This window comes from Romboutsia sp. CE17, from assembly GCF_012317385.1.
Classification (GTDB): Bacteria; Bacillota; Clostridia; order Peptostreptococcales; family Peptostreptococcaceae; genus Romboutsia_E.
In genome coordinates this window covers 1,176,164-1,198,680 of sequence record NZ_CP051144.1, presented here as the reverse complement: position 1 = coordinate 1,198,680, position 22,517 = coordinate 1,176,164, and the positions used below count along the sequence as shown (strand labels likewise).

Annotated in this window: 22 protein-coding genes; 5 read left to right on the top strand and 17 right to left on the bottom strand. The window is 27.6% G+C overall.

Annotation, left to right across the window (positions count from 1 at the left end):
* Window positions 1–131 precede the first annotated feature (131 nt).
* A complete protein-coding gene (locus HF520_RS05685) occupies window positions 132–1,247 on the top strand; it encodes a tyrosine-type recombinase/integrase (protein ID WP_168573099.1) in 1,116 nt (371 codons plus the stop codon).
* Window positions 1,248–1,550: 303 nt separating this feature from the next.
* Here HF520_RS05685 and HF520_RS05680 read toward each other — a convergent pair whose 3' ends face one another.
* The 7 genes from HF520_RS05680 to HF520_RS05650 form a co-directional block, all read right to left on the bottom strand.
* Complete coding sequence (locus HF520_RS05680; protein ID WP_168573098.1) at window positions 1,551–2,507, bottom strand: magnesium transporter CorA family protein; 957 nt, start codon at window positions 2,505–2,507, stop codon at window positions 1,551–1,553.
* A gap of 117 nt (window positions 2,508–2,624) precedes the next feature.
* On the bottom strand, window positions 2,625–3,464 hold the full coding sequence (locus tag HF520_RS05675; RefSeq protein WP_168573097.1) for a 4-hydroxy-3-methylbut-2-enyl diphosphate reductase: 840 nt from the start codon (window positions 3,462–3,464) through the stop codon (window positions 2,625–2,627).
* Between the two features lie 10 nt (window positions 3,465–3,474).
* Window positions 3,475–4,071, bottom strand: coding sequence for a lysophospholipid acyltransferase family protein (locus tag HF520_RS05670; protein WP_168573096.1), 597 nt, complete (start codon window positions 4,069–4,071; stop codon window positions 3,475–3,477).
* Between the two features lie 17 nt (window positions 4,072–4,088).
* Window positions 4,089–4,739 (bottom strand): (d)CMP kinase, encoded by a 651-nt coding sequence (gene cmk, locus HF520_RS05665; RefSeq protein ID WP_168573095.1) that lies wholly within the window; start codon window positions 4,737–4,739, stop codon window positions 4,089–4,091.
* Between the two features lie 24 nt (window positions 4,740–4,763).
* On the bottom strand, window positions 4,764–5,129 hold the full coding sequence (gene aroH / locus HF520_RS05660; RefSeq protein ID WP_168573094.1) for a chorismate mutase: 366 nt from the start codon (window positions 5,127–5,129) through the stop codon (window positions 4,764–4,766).
* A gap of 10 nt (window positions 5,130–5,139) precedes the next feature.
* On the bottom strand, window positions 5,140–6,351 hold the full coding sequence (locus HF520_RS05655; RefSeq protein ID WP_168573093.1) for an NAD(P)/FAD-dependent oxidoreductase: 1,212 nt from the start codon (window positions 6,349–6,351) through the stop codon (window positions 5,140–5,142).
* Window positions 6,352–6,553: 202 nt separating this feature from the next.
* Window positions 6,554–7,195, bottom strand: coding sequence for a histidine phosphatase family protein (locus HF520_RS05650; protein WP_168573092.1), 642 nt, complete (start codon window positions 7,193–7,195; stop codon window positions 6,554–6,556).
* 242 nt (window positions 7,196–7,437) lie between these two features.
* Here HF520_RS05650 and HF520_RS05645 point away from each other — a divergent pair, with 242 nt between their 5' ends.
* Complete coding sequence (locus HF520_RS05645; protein WP_168573091.1) at window positions 7,438–8,289, top strand: YitT family protein; 852 nt, start codon at window positions 7,438–7,440, stop codon at window positions 8,287–8,289.
* Between the two features lie 39 nt (window positions 8,290–8,328).
* On the opposite strand, the gene clpB is transcribed toward HF520_RS05645, so the two are convergent.
* On the bottom strand, window positions 8,329–10,926 hold the full coding sequence (clpB, locus tag HF520_RS05640; protein WP_168573090.1) for an ATP-dependent chaperone ClpB: 2,598 nt from the start codon (window positions 10,924–10,926) through the stop codon (window positions 8,329–8,331).
* A gap of 568 nt (window positions 10,927–11,494) precedes the next feature.
* Here clpB and HF520_RS05635 point away from each other — a divergent pair.
* Window positions 11,495–11,695 carry a hypothetical protein gene (locus tag HF520_RS05635; RefSeq protein WP_168573089.1) on the top strand — a complete coding sequence of 67 codons (201 nt, stop codon included), beginning with the start codon at window positions 11,495–11,497 and terminating at the stop codon, window positions 11,693–11,695.
* A gap of 166 nt (window positions 11,696–11,861) precedes the next feature.
* Here the strand turns inward: HF520_RS05635 and ymfI are convergent, their stop codons facing one another.
* Window positions 11,862–12,599: an elongation factor P 5-aminopentanone reductase gene (ymfI, locus tag HF520_RS05630; RefSeq protein WP_168573088.1), complete on the bottom strand. Its 738-nt coding sequence runs from the start codon at window positions 12,597–12,599 to the stop codon at window positions 11,862–11,864.
* 232 nt (window positions 12,600–12,831) lie between these two features.
* Between ymfI and HF520_RS05625 the strand changes: the two genes are divergently transcribed.
* Together HF520_RS05625 and HF520_RS05620 are read left to right on the top strand one after the other, a co-directional pair.
* Complete coding sequence (locus HF520_RS05625; protein WP_168573087.1) at window positions 12,832–14,043, top strand: cation:proton antiporter; 1,212 nt, start codon at window positions 12,832–12,834, stop codon at window positions 14,041–14,043.
* Between the two features lie 185 nt (window positions 14,044–14,228).
* On the top strand, window positions 14,229–14,498 hold the full coding sequence (locus HF520_RS05620) for a hypothetical protein (protein WP_168573086.1): 270 nt from the start codon (window positions 14,229–14,231) through the stop codon (window positions 14,496–14,498).
* Window positions 14,499–14,576: 78 nt separating this feature from the next.
* Here the strand turns inward: HF520_RS05620 and HF520_RS05615 are convergent, their stop codons facing one another.
* From HF520_RS05615 to pxpB, 8 genes are all read right to left on the bottom strand, one after another.
* On the bottom strand, window positions 14,577–15,902 hold the full coding sequence (locus HF520_RS05615) for an IS3 family transposase (protein WP_168572206.1): 1,326 nt from the start codon (window positions 15,900–15,902) through the stop codon (window positions 14,577–14,579).
* A 120-nt stretch (window positions 15,903–16,022) separates the two neighbouring features.
* Entirely contained in the window at window positions 16,023–17,291 is a 1,269-nt protein-coding gene (locus HF520_RS05610) for an Nramp family divalent metal transporter (protein ID WP_168573085.1), read from the bottom strand.
* Between the two features lie 35 nt (window positions 17,292–17,326).
* A complete protein-coding gene (locus HF520_RS05605) occupies window positions 17,327–18,094 on the bottom strand; it encodes a LamB/YcsF family protein (RefSeq protein ID WP_168573084.1) in 768 nt (255 codons plus the stop codon).
* 19 nt (window positions 18,095–18,113) lie between these two features.
* A complete protein-coding gene (locus HF520_RS05600; RefSeq protein WP_168573083.1) occupies window positions 18,114–18,899 on the bottom strand; it encodes a putative hydro-lyase in 786 nt (261 codons plus the stop codon).
* A gap of 34 nt (window positions 18,900–18,933) precedes the next feature.
* Entirely contained in the window at window positions 18,934–20,274 is a 1,341-nt protein-coding gene (locus tag HF520_RS05595; RefSeq protein ID WP_168573082.1) for an acetyl-CoA carboxylase biotin carboxylase subunit, read from the bottom strand.
* Between the two features lie 17 nt (window positions 20,275–20,291).
* A complete protein-coding gene (locus HF520_RS05590) occupies window positions 20,292–20,720 on the bottom strand; it encodes an acetyl-CoA carboxylase biotin carboxyl carrier protein (protein WP_168573081.1) in 429 nt (142 codons plus the stop codon).
* Window positions 20,721–20,747: 27 nt separating this feature from the next.
* Window positions 20,748–21,758 (bottom strand): biotin-dependent carboxyltransferase family protein, encoded by a 1,011-nt coding sequence (locus HF520_RS05585; protein WP_168573080.1) that lies wholly within the window; start codon window positions 21,756–21,758, stop codon window positions 20,748–20,750.
* Window positions 21,759–21,760: 2 nt separating this feature from the next.
* A complete protein-coding gene (gene pxpB / locus HF520_RS05580) occupies window positions 21,761–22,480 on the bottom strand; it encodes a 5-oxoprolinase subunit PxpB (RefSeq protein ID WP_168573079.1) in 720 nt (239 codons plus the stop codon).
* Window positions 22,481–22,517 lie beyond the last annotated feature (37 nt).

Here is a 22,517-nt window from a genome sequence, read left to right as displayed (position 1 = left end):
GTCAGTTGAATGTCAGAATTTTTAACTGTTTTTTCTACAGTAAATATGATAAAATTATATGTATATTTTGTTATAAATTAGAAGTTTAAGTATTTATATATATTAATAAAAAGAATGCTAGGGGGAATAAAATGAGCTTTGTTTTCATAAGAAAAAGAAGTAAAAATTACATTGTTTATTTAGAATATAAAGACCCAGATACCGGAAAGAAAAAGCAAAAAAATATGGGGTCATTCGAAAAGAAAAGAGATGCTAATAAGAAGTTGGTAGAGTTAAAAGATGCGATTTATAATGATGATTTTTTAGCTCCAAATAAAACAATACTGAAAAATCACCTTATGGATTTTTTAGAAAAATATAAAGAAAACTTATCAATAACTACATATAATAGCTATGTTAGAATATGTAATAAATACATAATACCTATGATTGGAGATATAAAATTAGAGGACTTAAGACCTATTCATATTCAAGATTATGTAGATGATTTGGTTGGAGTTTTAACTCCACAAACAATAAAAATCCATATAAATATATTAAATTTAGCTCTAAAGAGAGCCTATAAATTAAGATTGATAAGAGAAAATCCTGTTGAATATATAGAGGTACCTAAGTCTAGAAAATTTAAAAATAAGATATATAATCAAGAAGAAATGGTCAAACTGCTAAACGTTTCTAAGGACACTCCTTTGGAGCTACCTATAGTACTAGCTAGTGGTTTAGGGCTAAGAATATCTGAAATCTTAGGTCTTACTTGGGATAATATAGACTTTGATGAAAAACTAATAACTGTAGATAAAATAACGATTAGATCTAATGGAAAGGTGGTTTTAAAATCTCCTAAGACTGATTCATCAATTAGAACTATCTCTGCCCCAACAGAAGTTATTAACATGCTTAAAAATCATAAGCGAAAATGTATTGAGTTAAAGTTAAAAGGTGAAATTAAAAAGAATAACAACTTTATATTTTTTGATAAAAATGGAGAGCCTATAGCTCAAGATGTATTAAGTAGAAAATTTTCTAGATTTTTAAATAAGCATAATTTGGATCATATTAGATTTCATGATTTAAGACATTCACATGTAACTTTATTAATAAATTCGAAAATTCCTATAAAAGTTATTTCTGAAAGAGTTGGTCATTCAAACATTAATACTACACTGAATATCTACTCGCATGTATTAAAAGAAATGGACAAAGAAGCTTCAGATAAGATTTCAGAAAATTTATTTAAACTAAGTTAACAAAAACAAAATTATGTAAACTGGTTTTATAAAAGTAAAAAAAACTAACCTTTTATTTTGGATTTTAAGGTACTTGTAAAAGTATTTTAATAGTAATAGTTATTGAGCATATAAAATGCGCTTAAAATGGATTTTAAAGTTTATTTCAGATTTTAAGTGCCAAATTTTAATTTTACATACTAAATTTTAGATTAATTGCAGTTTTAATAAAAAAATAATACAAAAATGTTAATGAGAATGATTTATTTTTATCTCATTAACATTTTTATTATCGTAGTTTACATAATTAAATTATAGTCAACTCTAGAATATATTCTTTTTTTTAAATACTAATAAACCTATTAATATTATTAGAATCATTATTAGTATAGTAATTGGATAACTATAATAGTAATTAAGTTCTGGCATGTATTTGAAGTTCATGCCATATATTCCAGTAATTATTGTAAGTGGGGATGCTATACCTGTTAATACAGTTAATTTAGTTATTAAAGAGTTAGTTTTTTCCGCCATCTGTGAAGCATAGATATCTAGCAATTTATCAGCAAGCTCTCTAGTTGAAATAGCAAAAGCGTAGAGTTTGTCTATACCAAAATCTATACCTTGTAGATTATCTATATTGTATTTTTTTATATCAGAGGTTTTCATATATCTAATATTATCTTTAAGTATTCTATCACCTACATAAAGTAATGGTCTTGTATTTTTTACCATAATCCTTGTTAAGTTTCTTAATTCATTTATGTCAGCCATATGATAATCATATACACTATCCATCATATTATCTTCTACTTCTAAAATCATATCTTCAATATATTCTAAGTTTTCAAAACCATTTAACATTATTTTTTTTAATATTAAATAATTAATTTTATAAAGATATACAATAGGGTTTGTACTTAATGATCGCTTATTTAATATAATATCTTTTAAATATGTATAAAGAAAATGTTTATCTTCTACAACCATAAGTATAAAGTGATCTGCAAAATACATATTAACTTCTTCTATGTAAATTTTTCTACCTTTAAGTTTATAAGTATTAAGGCTTACAAAATCATATTTATCAAATATATCTAACTTCATATTATCATCAAATTCTAAACATTCTTCAAAAGTTCTCTCATCAATTTCTAAAGGATCCTTAAGAATTTTTAATTCTTCTGGTTTACATAGAATAAGATAGTAGTCATCTTTTTTATAGAAATCATCAGTTATAACGCTTAAAATATTATTCATAGTTAAATCTAATATATACATTTAATCACCTTTAATATTAATGTCTATTAATTTAGTATGTGAATTTATCTTATTATTATACTTCTATATATAATAATAAGATAATAAGCATAAAAAAAGAGAAGTTAAACTTCTCTTTTAAATCGATTCTAAAAATTCAATAACCTCTGTAATTATCCATTCAGGTGTAGATGCACCAGCTGTAACACCTACAACTTTATATTTAGAAAAATCATCTTTATTTAATTCTTCTTTAGTTTCTATAGAAAACGTAGGTACAATATCACTACATATATTTACTAATTTTTGAGTGTTAGAACTATGCTTACCACCTATAACAACCATACAATCAACTTCTCTAGCTAATTCTCTAGCTGATTGTTGTCTTTCTTTAGTAGCAGAACATATAGTATTTTTAAATACAACATTATTTATTTTTTCTGAAAGCTTATCAACCACAGAATCATATAAATCTAAGTTAATAGTTGTTTGAAATACTACGCAGTACTTTTCATTAGGATCAAAGTTAATAGTTTCAATTTCATCTAAGGTTTTTATAATAATAGCTTCATTATTACACCATCCATTTATACCTATAACTTCAGGATGTTTCTTATCGCCAATAACGATTATTTTATAACCTTTTTCATTAAAATCTTTAGCTATATTATGGATTTTTCTTACAAATGGACAAGTTGTATCTATAACTGTAATATCTCTTTCTTTAGATTTTGTGTATACTTCTTCTCCCACACCATGAGATCTAATTATTACACTTTCATTAGATGGAATATTACTTAAGTCATCAACTGTCATAAGTCCTTTTTCTTCATATTTAGATACTGCTTGTTTATTATGAATAAGTGGACCTAATGCATATATACCATTTTCTCTTTCTTCTAGTTCATTCCATGCCATGTTCATAGCTCTTTTTACACCAAAGCAAAAACCGGCATTCTTAGCTATTTTAACATCCATTTGTTACCCCCTATTTTGAATTAATATAATAGTTTTCTTTTATAACCTCTAATACATTTTGAGACAGTCTTTCATAATCTTTTGTTGTAAGTTTTTCTCTGTAGTACTCTTCAAATGATATTGGCTTGTCTATATATAATGTAACTCTATTAAGGAACTTATAATTAGATATTATTGATATTGGAACTACTGAAGCTTTTCCCTTTATAGCAAACATTGATAAACCAGCTTTAGCATCTCCAAATCCAGGCTCTTTAATCCTTGTTCCTTCTGGAAATATTCCTAATACATAACCATTTTTTATACTTTTTAAAATATTTTTTATTGTTGATATATCAGGATTATCTCTATTAATAGGAATAACATTTAATTTTTCTAAAATATATCCTAAAGGCTTAAACTTAAATAGTTCTTTTTTAGCTACTGCTGCTACTTCTCTATTTTCAATTGCTGCAGCAATAAATATAGGGTCTAAATTTGACTTGTGATTAGCTGCAATTATTAAATTCCCTTCATCAGGTATATTTTCTGCACCTATAACCCTATACTTAAAAAAGACTTTAGAAAAAACCTTAAACACTTTTGTTATAAACTTATAAAAATTCATCATATCTCCCCTTAATATTAAAGATTTATCTGAGACAATACACAATCAACTACTTCAGTTATTGTCTTTCCAGTAGTATCTATTTCTATAGCATCTTCTGCTTTCACTAAAGGAGCAAATTCTCTGTTTGAGTCTATTTCATCTCTTTTAATAATATCTTTTATTATTTCTTCTAAAGATGTTTCATATCCTTTTTCTGTAAGTTCTTTAAAACGTCTCATACCTCTTTCTTCAGGTGTAGCTATTAAAAAGAACTTATAATCTGCATTTGGGAATACATATGATCCTATATCTCTACCATCTAATATTACAGAATTTCTTTTACCTATTTCTCTTTGAACATCTACCATAAGATATCTAACTTCTTTGATTTTAGCTACATTTGATACATTGTTGCTAACTTCCATTGTTCTTATTTCATCTTTAACTATTTCTTTATCTAAATATAAGTTATTATCTCTAAAATCTATTTCTGTATTTTGGGCAACCTTTATTACCTCATCTTCATTATTTATATCTATATTATTTTTTAAACACTTATAAGTTATAGCTCTATACATAGCACCTGTATCTATATAGTTTATATTCAATTTATCTGCAATTATTTTCGCTATAGTACTTTTTCCGGCTCCTGCTGGTCCATCTACTGCTATTACTAAATTATTCATATTGTATCTCCTTTTGTCTATAAATTATTTTGATAAATCTGGTCTTAAAATCTTAGACTCATTTAAATATATATGCCTAATATCACTTTTATTTTTATCACTATTTATATGCATTAGTACTCTTATACATTTTGTTAAGCTTCCAACAACGTATTTTTCTTCAAAGTTTAATAGTGGAATATCAACTATATCCAAATATTCTCTAACTGCTACTGCTGGATATACAGCATCTAAATCTTTGGTCATAGTAAAGCATATACTTATTATATCATCAATATCTAACTTATTCTCGTCTATTATTGTTTTTATAAGTAAAGCACTTTCTTTTAATATATCCTCTCTTGTATTAGAAGATACTGTTGTTGCACCTCTTATTGCTAATACTTTCATTTTTATCACCTTATACACTTAATCCTGCAAGATAACCTGTAGAGAACGCAATTTGTAAGTTATATCCACCAGTTTCAGCATCTATATCAATAACTTCTCCAGTAAAGTATAGATTGTTTATTATTTTTGATTCCATCGTAGATGAGTTTACTTCTTTTACAGATACTCCTCCACTTGTCACCATTGATGATTTTATACCTAAACATCCATTACAAGTAAGTTGCATATTTTTTAAATACTCAAGTATTCTATTTTCATCTTTTTTAGATAATTCATTTGCTTTTTTATCTGTTAAATTAAGTACTTCAAAAACTTCTTTTAAAAAGTTTTGAGGTAATATACCTTTTAAATTATTAATAACATTTTTATTTGGGTTCTCCCTTAATAACTTTGATAATTCGTCTATACTTATATTCGGTATACAGTCAATAGTCAAAGTAACTTTTTCTTTCTCTAATAATTTATTTATGTATGATGACATTATTAATACTACCGGTCCTGTTATTCCAAAATGAGCAAATAACATATCTCCTATTTTAGATATTTTTTTCTTTTTAATTTTACATGAAATTTCAACTTTTTGAAGTGCTATTCCTTGTAAACTTTTTATCCAACTTTCTTGTATTGTTAAAGGTGAAAGAGCTGGATATAAAGTATTTATTGTGTGATTATACTTTTTTAAAATTTCATACATTAAACCATCTGAACCTGTATTTTCAAAGCTTTTGCCACCTGTAGATATTATTACTTTATCTGAATATATTTTTTTATTATCTTGCGTTATAACACCCTTTATATTATTATCTTCTATTATAAGATCTACTATTTTTGTGTTATACATTATTTTAACGTTATTGTTTATTAAATCATTTCTAAGTATATCTATAACTTCTTCTGCTTTATCACTTTTAGTATAAACCTTGTTGTCATTATGTTCTTCTATCTTATACTCTAAATTTTTTGAGCTAAAATAATTTAATAAATCTATATTTGTAAATGTGTAAAAGCTACTATATAAAAACTTTTTATTATTTACTACTTTTTCAAAAAACTCTTCTATATCTCTATAGTTAGTGATATTACATCTACCACCACCAGTTAATTTAAGTTTTTTACCAAGTTCATTATTTCGTTCGATTAAAATAACTTCATGTTGTTTAGATGCTGTAAGTGCAGCCATCATACCACTTGGTCCACCGCCAACTACAATAACTTTTGACATTAGTGTATTCCTCCTTTCTTATTAATGATAAGTTAAACATAGATGTCACTTTTTTAGTATTAAAATTACATTTAGAGTTACTTCTGTCAATAGTAATATATTATACCAAAAATGGCTAAGTTAATCTATAAAAAAGAAAAAGTATAGCCATAACATAATAAAATAAAAAGAGCCATTAAGACTCTTTCATTTTGATTATTATCTATTCTAAAGCGGATTTTTTGGTACTATAATTAGTTTTAAAATGGCTTGTATCATTCATTTTTATTATAACAGGACCATAATTTCTAAATTCAACAATGTTTAATGCTGTGTTATCTTGTTTTATTCTATATATATTTTCAAGTCCAGAATTTAAACAAGATAATAAAATAACTCTTACTGTTACAGAATGGCTAACAAGTACAATATGCTTATTATCATGTTTTTCATTTAAATCTTTAATAAACTCATCAACTCTACTTTTTATAATCTCTAAAGTTTCGCCACCTGGAATATTTGCTAAGTGAGGTGTATTTCTCCAAGCATTATAAATATCAGCATAATTGTTTTTTATTTCATCCATTAATAAACCTTCCCATACACCAAATCCCATTTCCCTTAAACTTGGAGTAGGAATAGCTTTTAAATTCAAATTATCTGCTATGATATTAGCTGTTTCTACAGCTCTACCTAAATCACTTGTATAAATATAATCTATAGGATATTTTTTCATACCTTCTGCTAAAGTAGATGCTTGTTCTATACCTTTTTCAGTAAGATTAGAATTTCCATGTCCTTGAGTTTTACCTAATATATTCCAGTTAGTTTCTCCATGTCTTACTATGTAGAATGTATTTGCCATAGTGACCTCCTAAAGTGTTCTATTTATATTTTATTTATTACTAATTTTAAATTATATCATACATTATTTAATAATCATATTTTAATCAAATTAATAGTATACGGCTTTATTTATTGGTTAACTTAAAATTATAAAATATACTTACTTTCTATATTATTATTATTAAAAATAGGAGGAATAAAGCCGAAATAGTAGAAATATATAATAGATAGTAGAATTTTAAGACTTTTGGAGGTGTTTCAGTGAAAAATTCAAAATTAAATATTGGTGATGTACTTATATTGATTATTGGTTGCTTACTAATGTCAGTTTCTATTAATATGTTTTTTAATCCACATGATATAGCACCAGGTGGGTTAACTGGTGTATCTATATTAGTAAATACCTTAACAGGTTTACCAATTTGGTTAATTAATATAAGTATTGATTTACCACTTTTTATATTTGCATTTAGAATACTAAGTAAAAAAGACTCCATAAAAACTGCTTTAGGGATTGCTTTTCTTACTTCATCATTAAAAATAACAGAAAATTTAAGTTATGTTCATGTAACAGATGACGTTTTATTATCTACCATATCAGGTGCTATTTTAATGGGGATTTCACTTGGCCTTATATTTAGAATTAATGGTAGTACAGGTGGTACAGATTTAATCGGGTTACTTGCAAATAAATTTATGCCATCTCTTAGTGTACCTAAGCTTATGGGAATGGCTGATGGAGTAATTGTTATACTTTCAGGTGTTGTTAGCCAAAAGTTAGAAATAGCGCTTTATTCTGCTATAGCCTTATATATAATAGTTAAGGTAAGTGACATAATGGTAGAAGGTATAAATACATCTAGTTCATTTACTATTATATCAGACAAATATAAAGAGATTGGTATAGCTATTAATGAAGAGTTAGAAAGAGGAGCTACAATTTTAAAAGGTGAAGGTTTTTATACTAATAATGAAAAAAATGTTCTACTTGTTGTAGTTTCAAAAAAACAAGTTGTTACACTTAAGAAGCTTGTAAAAAGTATAGATGAAAATGCATTTATTATAATTAATGATATATACGAAGCGCTAGGTGAAGGTTTTAAGCAAATATAAGTAAAAGCCATAGTTTTAATTTAAACTATGGCTTTTATATTATTTTACATTTATATCTATATTATCATCTTTTCCATCCACAACTATAGTACATCCATTATATATAGTACCTGCTATAATCATTCTAGCAATCATTGTTTCAAGTGTATTTCCTATATATCTTTTAAGTGGTCTAGCTCCATATACTGGATCATATCCTTCTTTTGCCATAATATCTTTTGCATCATTAGTAACTTCAATAGAAATATTTTTATCATGTAATCTTCTTTTTAAATCTTTCATAAATATATCAATAATTTTTTTGATTTCATTTTTATCAAGAGGTTTAAACATAATAATATCATCAACTCTATTTAAAAACTCAGGCTTAAATCTACTCTTCATTTCATTCATAACAAATTCTTTAGTTTCTTCACTTATTTGACCGTTATTAGCTTCTAAAAGATATTTACTACCTATATTAGATGTCATTATTATTAGTGTATTTTTAAAATCTACTGTTTTACCTTTATTATCTGTAAGTCTACCATCATCTAATATTTGTAAGAATAAGTTAAATACATCCTCATGAGCTTTTTCTATTTCATCAAATAAAATTACTGAGTATGGGCTTCTTCTAACAGCTTCTGTTAATTGTCCACCTTCTTCATATCCTACATAACCTGGAGGAGGACCTATTAATCTTGATACAGCATGTTTTTCCATATATTCTGACATATCTATTCTTATTATATTATCTTCACTATCAAATAAATTATTTGCTAGCGTTTTAGCAAGCTCTGTTTTACCTACACCTGTAGGTCCTAAGAAAATAAATGAGCCTATTGGTTTTTTCTCATCTTTAAGACCTGCTCTTGCACGTATTACTGCATTTGCAACTGCAGTTACAGCTTCATCTTGTCCAATTACTCTATTATGAAGGTCATCTTCAAGCTTAAGTAGCTTTTCTCTTTCGCCTTCCATAAGTTTAGTTACAGGTATTCCTGTCCATTTTGCTACTATTTCAGAAATTTCATTTTCAGTTACTTCTTCCTTTAATAAGGCATTCTCATAACTTTTTTGCATATTTTCTTCATGATTTTTTATTTGTTCTTCAAGTTTTGGTATAACTCCATACTTAACTTCTGCTGCTTTGTTAAAATCATATTCTCTTTCGTATTTTTCTACATTACCTTTAGCTTCATCTAATTGAGATTTTAAGTTTCTTATCTCAAGTATCTGACTTTTTTCTTTTTCATACTTAGCAGTCATTTCATCATTTTTAGATTTTAGTTCTGCTATTTCTTTAGTTATTTTTTCTAATCTTTGCTTACTCTTATCATCATTTTCTTTAAGAAGAGCTTCTCTTTCAGTCTCTAAAGTAAATAATTTTCTTCTAACTATATCTAAATCAGTTGGAACTGAATCTATCTCACTACGAATCATAGCTCCAGCTTCATCTATTAAATCTATTGCTTTATCTGGAAGGTATCTATCTTGAATATATCTATCAGATAGCTTAGCAGCAGCTACAATAGCACTATCATGAATTCTAACCCCATGATGTATCTCAAATCTCTCTTTAAGACCTCTAAGTATTGATATAGTATCTGAAACACTAGGTTCTTCGGCGATAACTGGTTGGAAACGTCTTTCTAAGGCTTTATCCTTTTCTATATATTGTCTATATTCATCAAAAGTCGTTGCTCCTATACAGTTTAATTCTCCACGAGCAAGCATTGGTTTTATAAGATTACCTGCATCCATTGAACCTTCTGTTTTTCCAGCTCCTACTATAGTATGGATTTCATCTATAAATAATATTATCTTTCCTTCTGAGCTTTGAACTTCTTTTAATACAGCTTTTAATCTTTCTTCAAATTCACCTCTATATTTAGCACCTGCAATTAATGCACCCATATCTAGTGATATTATAATTTTATCTTTTAACCCTTCTGGAACATCTCCTCTTACTATTCTTTCAGCTAAACCTTCTACAATAGCAGTCTTACCTACTCCAGGCTCACCTATTAAAACTGGGTTATTTTTAGTTCTTCTTGAAAGTATTCTAACAACCCTTCTAATTTCCTCATCTCTACCTATTACTGGATCTAATTTATGTTTTTTTGCTAAATCAACTAAGTTTGTTCCATATCTAGATAATGCTTCATATGTTCCTTCAGGATCTTGAGTTTCTACCCTTTGATTTCCTCTTACCTGAGATAATACATTTAGAAAATCATTTTTATTTATATTATATTGCTTTAATATTCTTCCCACTGCAGTGTTAGATTCCATATCAATTAATGCAAGCATTACATGTTCTACACTAATATAAGAATCATTAAATTCTTTTGAAATACTTTCAGCTTTTAGTAACACTTCATTTATACGTCTAGAAGCTGTTACTCCTTGTGAACTAACTCCTTCACCATAAATTTGAGGCAGTTTATTTAATTCAGAATCTATAGTCTGCTTTAATGATTCAACTGATATATTTAATTTTTCTAATAGGTTTGGTATAAGACCATCTTCTTGATTAACTAAAGCAGAAAATAAGTGTATTGTATCTACCTGTTGATTATGGTGTTTTACAGCTTCATTAAAGGCTTCATTTAAGCTTTTTTGTACCCTAACGGTCATTTTTTCTATATCCATTTAAAAACCTCCATTTTGTATTATATTAATGATAGATACTATATAATAATAGTATTTACCAAAACCAATTAAAATAATTTATAAGATTATTATAGTATTCTTTATTTTAATTTTCAAAAAAATTATTAATATAAAAAATAAAAAGCATTAGATTGGATTATATATCAAATCTAATGCTTTTTACAAAAGAATAACTTATAGGCTACTCTTTCTCCCTATGCTTTATTAAATATAATTTGTGTATTTAGCACTTATCTTTCCTTTGGTAGAAGACATACTAGCTAAGCACTTATATTAAGCTAGGTATTTCTTAATATATTACTTATATCTAATAGTATAGTTTTCAATTATACAGTCACCTAAGCATATATTCTATATACCCAAAGGATACTATTAAAAGGTTAGATTATTCTAGCTTTTATATAGTATATATAGAAAGTAACTTGATTAGCTACTAATAATATATTATCCATTGTTTATAAATTTATTCTAAAAAATATTAGTATTAACTTTCTACAATATAGTAAATACTAATTATAATTTTATAATACTTAGGAGTGAACTTAAAATGAAAAAAAATAAATCATTTAGTACAGAAGTAGATGAACTAACACTAGATAAATACAACGATCAATATCAACAAATAAAAGATGCTTTAGATATAGTAGAAAGCACTGATAGTGAAACTACTAATATTACGAATTTTAGAGTTATTAATACTAACAATCCATATCCTGAAGGAAATACAAAGTCAGATTCAGATATGTAACAAAAAGAAAAGCTCTTATATGGGCTTTTCTTTTTATTTTATGAACTATAATCAAAAAATAGATTTATGTAGCTATAAGTTTAATATATTTTTATTATGTAAACCCATCTGCATATTTATCTAAGTTATTAAGTATGTAATTAAAAATAATAAGTTTTTATAAACTTTATATTACAAATCCTCCATTAGGGCTTATTACTTGTCCTGTAATAAAATCTCCACCTTCACTTGCTAAGAACAGTGCACATCTTGCTATGTCTTCTGGAGTACCTAGTCTCATTAAAGGCGTTTCATCTCTTAACATATCAATTGTATCTTCATTTATATTATTTAACATATCTGTTTTTATTACACCAGGAGCTATACAGTTTACATTTATATTTGATGGTCCTAATTCTTTGGCTAATGCTTTTGTCATTCCTATTATAGCTGCCTTTGAAGCAGAATAGTGTACTTCATAAGATCCTCCTGCTATTCCCCAAATAGATGATATATTTATAATTTTACCATTCATTTCTGGAATCATATATTGTAATGCTTTTTTTGTTACATAAAAAACACTATTTAAGTTAACATTCATTACTTCGTGCCACTCTTCATAACTAATGTCAGTAAATAAATTATTTTTACTAATTCCCGCGTTATTTATTAAGACATCAATCTTTTCAAATTGACCTATGCAATAATTAACTAAAGAATTTGCCTCAGAAATATCTGATACATCTGCTTTGAATATTCTTACAGAACACCCTTTTTCACTTAGTTCTTCATAAAGCTCCTTAGCTTCATGTTCAGATTTATTATAGTTTATTACAACATTATAATTATTTATAGCAAATAATCTTGCAATCGCTCTTCCAATACCTCTAGAGGCTCCTGTTATTAATACTGTTTTTTTATTCATAAGTTCTCCTTTAAATCAAATCTAATAATAAATTACATAAACTATTATAACAAAATTATAGAATTTTTAATATTTAAAGATTTTATCCATTTATTTGTATATATAATAGTATCAATTGCTATATTTTCAAATTATAAGTTGAAAATATCAATATTTAAGACTAGACTAACAGTGAAGGGGAATATTTGTATACAATGTATATCATTGTAGGAAAAGGGGATGAGTTTAGATTATGTCTTATAAGTTTTTATTAGACTTAGCTCTAATACTATTGAGTACTAAGGTTTTAGGTCTAATAACGAGAAAATTTCAAATGCCACAAGTTGTTGGCGCTTTATTAGCTGGTTTAATATTAGGTCCAGCTATGCTTAATATTCTAACAGAAACAAATTTTATAATACAGCTATCAGAATTGGGAGTAATTGTACTAATGTTCTGCGCTGGACTTGAATCAGACTTAGAAGAGCTTAAAAAAACAGGTAAAGCTTCTTTCATAATTGCTTTATTTGGAGTTTTAGTACCTTTAGTTGGAGGATTTCTTGTTGCTTACTTTTATGATATACCTATATTATCAGAAAATATGAACGGAAGCGTATTCTTACAAAACATATTTATTGGTATTATATTAACAGCAACATCAGTTAGTATAACTGTTGAGACTTTAAAAGAAATGGGAAAGCTTAATACATCGGTAGGAACGGCTATATTAGGAGCTGCTATAATAGATGATATTTTAGGAATTATAGCATTAACTGTTATAAGTAGCATTGCAGATACATCAGTAGATGTTGGATTCATATTATTTAAAATATTTGCTTTCTTTATTTTCGCTATAGTTGTAGGGATTATTTCCTACAAAGTATTTGATGCTTGGTCTAAATATGAAAATAGAGATAGAAGAAGATTTATAATAGCTTCATTTGTATTTTGCTTATTACTAGCGTATACATCTGAAGAAGTATTTGGTGTGGCTGATATAACAGGTGCCTTTATTGCAGGTTTAGTTCTATCTAATATAGATAGAAAAGAATTTATTTCAAATAGATTAAATATCGTCTCGTATGCCCTATTATCACCTGTATTTTTTGCAAGTATCGGACTTAAAATTTCTTTACCTAATATGGATTTTGATATAATTATGTTTTCTATTATACTTACTGTAGTTGCTGTACTAACTAAAATAATTGGTTCTGGGTTAGGAGCTAAAATTTGTAAGTTTTCTAATAGAGAGTCTATTCAAATTGGAATTGGTATGGTATCAAGAGGAGAAGTTGCTCTTATAGTTGCTAGTAAGGGGGAAGCTCTCGGTCTTATATCAAATGCTATGTTAGGACCTGTAATTATTGTTGTAGTAGTAACTACTATCGTAGCTCCTATTTTTTTAAAATTTATTTTTAAAGAAAAACAAAATTATGATATTGTTACATCAGAGGCTAATAGATAGTTTTACTAGATTTTAATTATGTTTATGCTTTTAAACTATAAGGTGCTATTAAAAAGTTGTGAGAACATACGTTCTTTATGCTTTTTAGTGGCACCTTTGCTTATAATTTATACATATATTTGATATATAAAAACAAATATTGGAAACAATACGTTTATAGGCTAAATAGGAGGATTTGTTAATCTATGTTCAATATATTAAAGTCATCTATAAGTTTAGGCGAATACACTTTATTGCAGACATCTATGAATAAAGTAGTTATATTTAAATGTTTTTACAAATATACAAGATGCATCTATATAAATAAAGTTAAAGATAACTTTGAAGTAAGTGTAGAAAAAGTTTTTGATAATAAATACTTGTATAATAATATAGAGCGTATGTTTATAGATAATAAAAAATTTAGCGATATTTCAAGTAGTGTAAATTATATTCAACAAAACATAAAATATTGATTTTAAAATGCAAATAAAAAAGAGAGCTTCATAGTATAAAATGGACCCTTTGTCAAGTACACTAGAAAAAAAGGGTTCTTAAGAAGTTACTAAAAGCTGATTCCTGTATTGCACAGGAGTCAGCTTTTTTAAATTCCACTGGCAACGTTCATTATTGTAATAATCCATGTAATCATCTATCAATATTTTAAGTTCTTCTATTGTTTCACAGCTTTTATAATCAATTTCATCCTTCATATGTCCGAAGAATGATTCTTGCGGAGCATTATCCCAACAATTGCCTCTACGAGACATAGATTGACCCAAGTTATATTTTTTAAGCAATTTTTGAAAGATTGGACTTGTATAATGAGAGCCTTGGTCAGAATGAATAAATGCATCTTTATGTAATTTAAATGACTTTAGTTTAACTAATTTATTTATAGTTTCAGTTACAATATCTATAGCTAAGTTATTAGAAAGATTATAGGCTAATATTTCATTTGTTGATGAATCTTTTATTGTAGATAAATATGCCATCTTATTATTGCCGTACGGCATATATGTAATATCAGTTAACATTACCTTACCAGGTATGTTTTGCTTAAATTCTCTATTTAGTCTATTAGGAGCTACTCTATGCTCCTTTGTAGCCTTAGCAATACGCTTATATGGATTAGCTTTACGTATAGGACAAGTAATATTATATTTTCTCATAATTCTTTGGATTTTCTTTCTATTCATTATAATATTGAATTTATTTTCTAATACCATTTTTATAGACCTAGATCCTTTCTTATATCCACGATAGTTAAATGCTTTTAAGATAATTTCTTTAGATATAAGATCTTTATTTTCCTTTATACTTCTAGTCTTAAAATTATTTAAAAAATTATAGTAACCTGAAGTAGAGATATTAGCAATTTTACATAAATGTCTCGTCATGTTTTTAAGATTGAAACTTTGAATTAAATTTTGTATTAGTCTAAATATTTTAGATGCAGGTATTTTCTTATTTATCACCTGCCTTTCTTGCAGCTCTAACTTTTTTATCAATTCAAGCTCCGCTTTAAGATACTCTATTTCAGCATCTTTCTTAGCAATAATCTCTTCAATAGTTAATTCTCTATTAAGTGTTCTTCCTGAATTTAAAGTCCTAGTATCTTCTAAACCTAAAATACCTTTATCGTTATATGCTTTTCTCCATCTTAGACTAGCAGAATCTATACGTTTAATTCCAATTATATTAACATCAAATCCTGCATCTTCAAAAATAGCTCTTGAAGTTTTCCCATTCTCATATTCAGCAATAAACTGCAATTTAAACTCATTAGTATAAGTTATACCTTTAGCAGTTACATTTTTTACATATTTATTTTTAGATAATTCTAATATCTCTTGTTCTGTAAATATTTTTTTACTCATCTTATAATCACCTCTTAGTTAATATTGTACAAAAAAAGATCCCATATAGACAGACACGCTTTTTCTCGTGTCCACCATATAGGATCCATTTTAGTAAATTCTACTCTCTTTTTTTATAGTTTATATAAATAATCCTTTTAATGTGTCAACAAATGATAATAATGAACGGTAACTTATAACTAAAGTAACTCCTAGTATAAATAGACCAAATACATTATTCCAAAGTTTGTTTTTATACTTACCTAAATCTTTATGATTTAGCGTAAATATAAGGAATATAGCTATTATAGGTAATATAACTGCATTTGCCGCTTGGGCTACTAATATTAACTCAGTCGGACTTGAAGACATACCAAAAGCACTTAGTACTATTCCTACTCCTAAAACTATAATCCAAATAGCTCTAAATTTACTACCTTTCATATCACTATCAAGACCTAAAGAACCTGTTGTTGCAAATGCTGCCGCTAAAGGTGCTGTTATAGCTGAAGTAAATCCAGCTGAGAATAAACCTATACCAAAGAACCATTTTGCCCATGAGCCTAACAATGGTTCTAATTGTTGAGCCATGACTGCTCCACTATCTATTTCTACTCCTGTTCCATGGAAAGAAGCTGAAGCTGAAATAATAACAGCCATAGATATAAGGCCACCTAAACCTATAGATATTACTGTATCAATTCTAGCACTTTTTAAATCTTCTGCACTTTTCCATCTTTCAGATACAGAGGATGCATGTAAAAATAAGTTATATGGAACTACTGTCGTACCAATAAGTCCAACTATTGTTAACCAATCATTTGCTCCTGCTTTAGGGATAAACATACCTTTTATAATAGCTCCTAAGTCTGGCTTAGATACTATAGCTGTAGTAAAAAAAGTAACACTCATTAACAATACTAGACCTATTAATATATTCTCAATCTTTTTATAATTACCTGACCATAATAATACAAATGTTATTAAGCCAAGAAGTGTAGCCCAAACTGTATTTGGTATAGATGGTACTAATATTGATAGCCCCATAGATCCACCAACTAAATTTCCTGTTTCATAAGCTACATTTCCTAGAAATATGGCTACTATTACTATAAATATAGCTATCCCTCTTAATACCTTATTAGAAATTTTTTCTCTTATATTCTCCCCTAACCCTTTTTGCGTGACAATACCGAGTCTTGCAGACATCTCTTGAAAAATAATTGTAGCAACTGTTGAAAATAGCATTGCCCATAATAATGTGTACCCACTACTTGCACCGGATCTAGTACAAGTAGTAATTGTTCCAGGCCCTATAAATCCTGCTGCAATTAGAGCCCCTGGACCTATATTTTTTAATCTTTCTTTAAATTTACTTTCTTTTAAATCATTATCTATTAAAGCTTCCATTTATATTCCCCTTTCTTTATTACTATTTTCATAGATTAAATTACTTCACTTAATGGTTTTATTTCTATGCCTTCACTAGCAAACTTTTCTTTTATTTTTTTTACAAACTCTAATGCTTTAATGCCATCTCCATGAACACAAATGGAGTCAGCTTTCACATCTATATACTTTCCAGTTATACTTTTGACTTTTTTCGTTTTGACCATTTCAACTACTCTAGATATAGCTATCTCTTCTTTAGTAATAATTGCACCTTCTTTGTCTCTACTTACTAAAGATCCATCTTCTTCATATGCTCTATCTGCAAATACCTCACTTGCGTATTTAATTCCAGTATCTTTAGCAGCGTCAATCATTTTGCTATTAGATAATCCTAGTAGTATAATGTTTTTATCAAATTCGTAAATTCCCTCACATATAGCCTTAGCTAATTTGTAATCTTTAGCTGCCATATTATAAAGAGCACCATGTGGTTTTACATGAACTAATTCAGTTTTATTACACTTACAAAATGAATATAATGCTCCTAACTGATATTTTATATAGCATTTTGCCTCATCTAAAGAAATATCCATATTCCTTCTCCCAAATCCTAATAAATCTAAAAATCCTGGATGAGCACCTATAGAAACATTATACATACTTGCAAGTTTTACTGTTTTATCCATTACAGTAGGATCTGATGCATGAAATCCACATGCAATATTTGCAGATGATATATACTTAATAACATCTTCATCTAGTCCCAATTTATATCTTCCAAAACTTTCTCCCAAGTCACAGTTTAAGTCTACCTTATACATAAATTATCCCCTTTACAAACTAGTCTTTTAAATCTTCATTTTTTATATCAGTTATTAACATATGTCCTGGTGAATGTGTAATTACAATCTTAGGCTTTACATTCATAACAACTGATTGTGGAGTTACACCACAAGGCCAAAATACAGGCACTTCATTTTCTTTAATACTCACACAATCTCCAAAATCAGGAGTATTAATATCTTTAATACCTATTTCATTAGGATTACCAATATGTATAGGTGCACCATGAACCTTTGGATATAATGAGGTCACATTAACTGCTTTAACAACTTGATTATATGGTATTGGTCTCATACTTACTACCATATTGCCATTAAATATACCAGCTTCTTTACACTCTATATTGGTTATAAACATAGGAACATTACAATTCTCACTTATATGTCTTATTTCTATTTGATTTTTTATTAGTTCGGATTCAAAAGAAAAGCTACATCCTATTAAAAAACTTACAAAATCATCTTGCCATAAATGTTCTATATCTGTATATTCTCCTGTTAAAACTCCATCCTCATAAACTCTATACTTAGGAATATCCTTGGCAATATCAACATCCTTAGCTATATATTTTAAGCTTCTACTCCCAACATCAGATACTTCTAAGATTGGACATGATTTTTGATTTCTTTGAGTAAATAGTAAGAAGTCATAAGCTAAGCTTTTAGGTAAAATGACTAAATTAGCTTGAGCATATCCGCTGCACATACCTGCAGTAGGTTTTGTATACTCTCCTTTACGTATCAAATTTCTGATTACACTAGGAGATTCATTTGAATAAATCATATTATATTCTCCTTTTATATTAATTAATATATTGTTAAGACAATAATTCTTCTATAAATCCTGTATTTGCATTTCCTGAAATAAATACTTTATTATTCATAATCGAGTATTGGAAATTTGAATTAGTTTCGATACCTTCAATGACGAGTTCATCTAATGCAGACTTCATTTTTTGTATAGCTTCATGTCTATCTTCACCATGAACTATTATTTTAGCTATCATAGAATCGTAGTTAGTAGGTAATTTATATCCACTATAAATCGCTGTATCTATTCTAACTCCGTTTCCTCCTGGAAGGTGTAGAGCTGTTATTTGTCCTGGTGAAGGTAAAAAGTTTTTAGAAGGATCTTCTGCATTTATTCTGCACTCAATGGAATGACCTTTTATATTTATTTCACTCTGATTATAAGATAGCTTTAATCCAGCTGCGATTTTTATTTGTTCTTTAATAAGATCTATGCCAGTTACCATTTCTGTTACTGGGTGTTCAACCTGTATTCTTGTGTTCATCTCTATAAAATAAAAATTAAAATTTTCATCTAGTAAAAATTCTATTGTACCTGCATTTTCATAATTAACAGCTTTTGCAGCTTTTACTGCACATTCACCAATCTTACACCTAATCTCTTCAGTAATAATTGGTGAAGGCGATTCTTCTATCATTTTTTGATGATTTCTTTGAATAGAACAATCTCTCTCCCCAAGATGTATTACATTTCCAAAGCTATCACCTAATATTTGAACCTCAATATGTTTAGGATTTTTAATATACTTTTCAACATACATAGTATTATCACCAAAGGCATTTACAGATTCAATTTGAGCTATGTTAAATAGGCTTATAAAATCTTGTTCACACTCTACAATTCTCATACCTTTGCCTCCTCCACCAGAGGATGCTTTGACAATAACTGGATATCCTATACTATCTGCAATTACTTTACCATCTTCACTTTTATATATAGGATTAGTACTTCCTGGTACTACAGGAACTCCTGCTTTAATCATTGTATTTCTAGCTTTAGATTTGTTCCCCATACAATCTATTGTGCTGCTATTAGGACCTATAAATTTTATATTATTTTTATTACATAACTCTACAAACTTACTATTTTCAGATAAGAATCCAAAACCTGGATGTATTGCATCTGCTCTACTTACTATAGCAGCACTTATTACTTTATTAATATCTAAGTAACTTTCTCTAGGGTTAGGTGGTCCGATACATAACTTTTCATCTGCTAATTCAGTATGAAGTGAATTTTTATCTGCCTCTGAATATATTGCAACAGTTTTTATATTAAGAGCTTTACAGGCCCTTATTATCCTCACTGCTATTTCCCCTCTATTTGCAATTAACACTTTATTAAACATAATCTATTCTCCAATACTTAAATTAATTTTATTTTAACTAAACACTGACCATATTCTACAGTCTCGCTATCATCAACTAAAATCTCCTCAACTATTGCATCATAGTTACATTTAACTTCATTCATAACCTTCATAGCTTCTATAATTCCTATAGTTTGACCTTTAGATAACTTATCACCCATTGATATAAAAGGAGCTTCATTAGGTGATGGAGATTTATAAAAAGTTCCAATTAATGGTGACTTTATATAATCAAACTTATCATCTTGTAAAGTATTTCCCTCTCTTTCCAATTCTAAAAAGTTATCACTATTTGTTTTAATAGTTACTTGATTCTCATTTTTCTTTTCAAATTTTATTTCTGTGTCCCCTTCTTTATATGAGAATTTACTTAATGATGATTTTTCTACTATATCTATTAACTCTAATAATTTTTCAAACTCCATGTCCTATTCCCCCTTGTTAAATCTTCTTTATAAATTATTAAATAAACGTTTAATCCTTTTAGATGTATTTCTAGGATTTAAGACTTCTATACATGGTTTATTTATTTTTCTTTTGATTTCTTGTAAATAATTCACTTCATCTCTATAAAGCTTTTGAGATTCATTTAAAGATATTTCTTTAAACTTAATTATATCTCCCGTCTTGCTTTGTGCTAATTTTCTTATATCTATAGATATTACTGTTCCGATTTTTGTATATCCCCCTGTAGTTTGTCTATCAGCTAACATAATTATTGGTTTACCATTAGGTGGAATTTGTATTGATCCTAATACAATACCATCTGATATTATATCCGCTGATGTTTTATGTTCTATTTTAGGTCCATCTAATCTACACCCCATTCGATCAAAATCATTAGTTACTTTATAGGAGGCTGAAAGGAATGTTTTTAGACCATCCTCTGTAAATTCATTATCTTGAGGACCTAAAATAACTCTTAATACTATATCTTCACTATGTTCATCTTTGTAATTTAAATATCTAGATAAAAAATTAGGTAAGTAATCTTTAGGCGATGAGAAGCTTATAAAATCACCACTTTTTAAAGTTCTTCCTTTGTATCCACCTAAAGAGCATTTTACGTTAGTTGATTTACTTCCCATTATACTTTGTATATTTAATCCACCTGCAAAAGCTATATATGCTCTAGCACCGGATTTTGCATTTTCAAAAGTTAATATATCTTTTTCATTTACGAAAATTGCTTTATACATATCAACTTCTATACCGTTTATTTTTGGTTTTAGGTTCCCTCCTGTTATTGAAATAAAATTACTTTTAGTAAACTCTATCTTAGGACCAACCAGTGTTATTTCTAATCCAGCTTCATCTTCTTTATTGTCAACTAACATATTGGCAATAGCTAAAGATCTTTTATCCATGGCACCGCACACTGAGAATCCCACATCTTGATAACCATATCTCCCATAATCTTGAACAGTTGTATATAATCCACCGTCATGAATGATAATTCCCAATATTAAGCACTCCCTTCAATAACATTACACTCATATATTCCCTTATCTACTAAGTCTTTTATTTTATAATAATCTTTTTTATTAATTGGCTTAAATTTTATATAATCGCCTGCTTCATATAAAATAGGTTTTTCTCTATTTAAATCATATGGCTTTAATGGAGTCTTTCCAATTATTCTCCACCCACCTGGTGAAGACAATGGGTAAATTCCTGTTTGCTCTCCCCCGATTCCAACAGCTCCAGCATCTAATTTTAATCTTGGATTTTTCAATCTTGGAGTAACTAATTTTTTATCCATACCCCCTAAGTATGCAAATCCAGGCAAGAAGCCGAGCATATATATCAAATACTCTTTAGAACTGTGTATATTAATAATTTCATCTAAAGATAAATTTGTATAATCTCCTACAAACTCTAAATCTACTCCAAATTCTTCATCATAACAAACTGGAATTTCAATAACTCTCTTTTTATTGTTAACTTTGGTGTCTATATTTTTATAAATGTTAGATAAGATTTGTTTTACTTCTTCAAAATATAACTTTGAAGGATCATAATATACCAATAGAGATTTGAATGATGGAACTGTTTCTATTATGCCTTCTATATTTAAGGATTTAATAAGATTATTAAATATTTTTATTTTATTATTTATTTCATAACTAATTTCATTTCCAAATTCTATAGATATGGCGCAGTCCCCTACTACTAAATATTTCATTTTGCACCCCCTATACGCTACACACTATTTTTAGTTT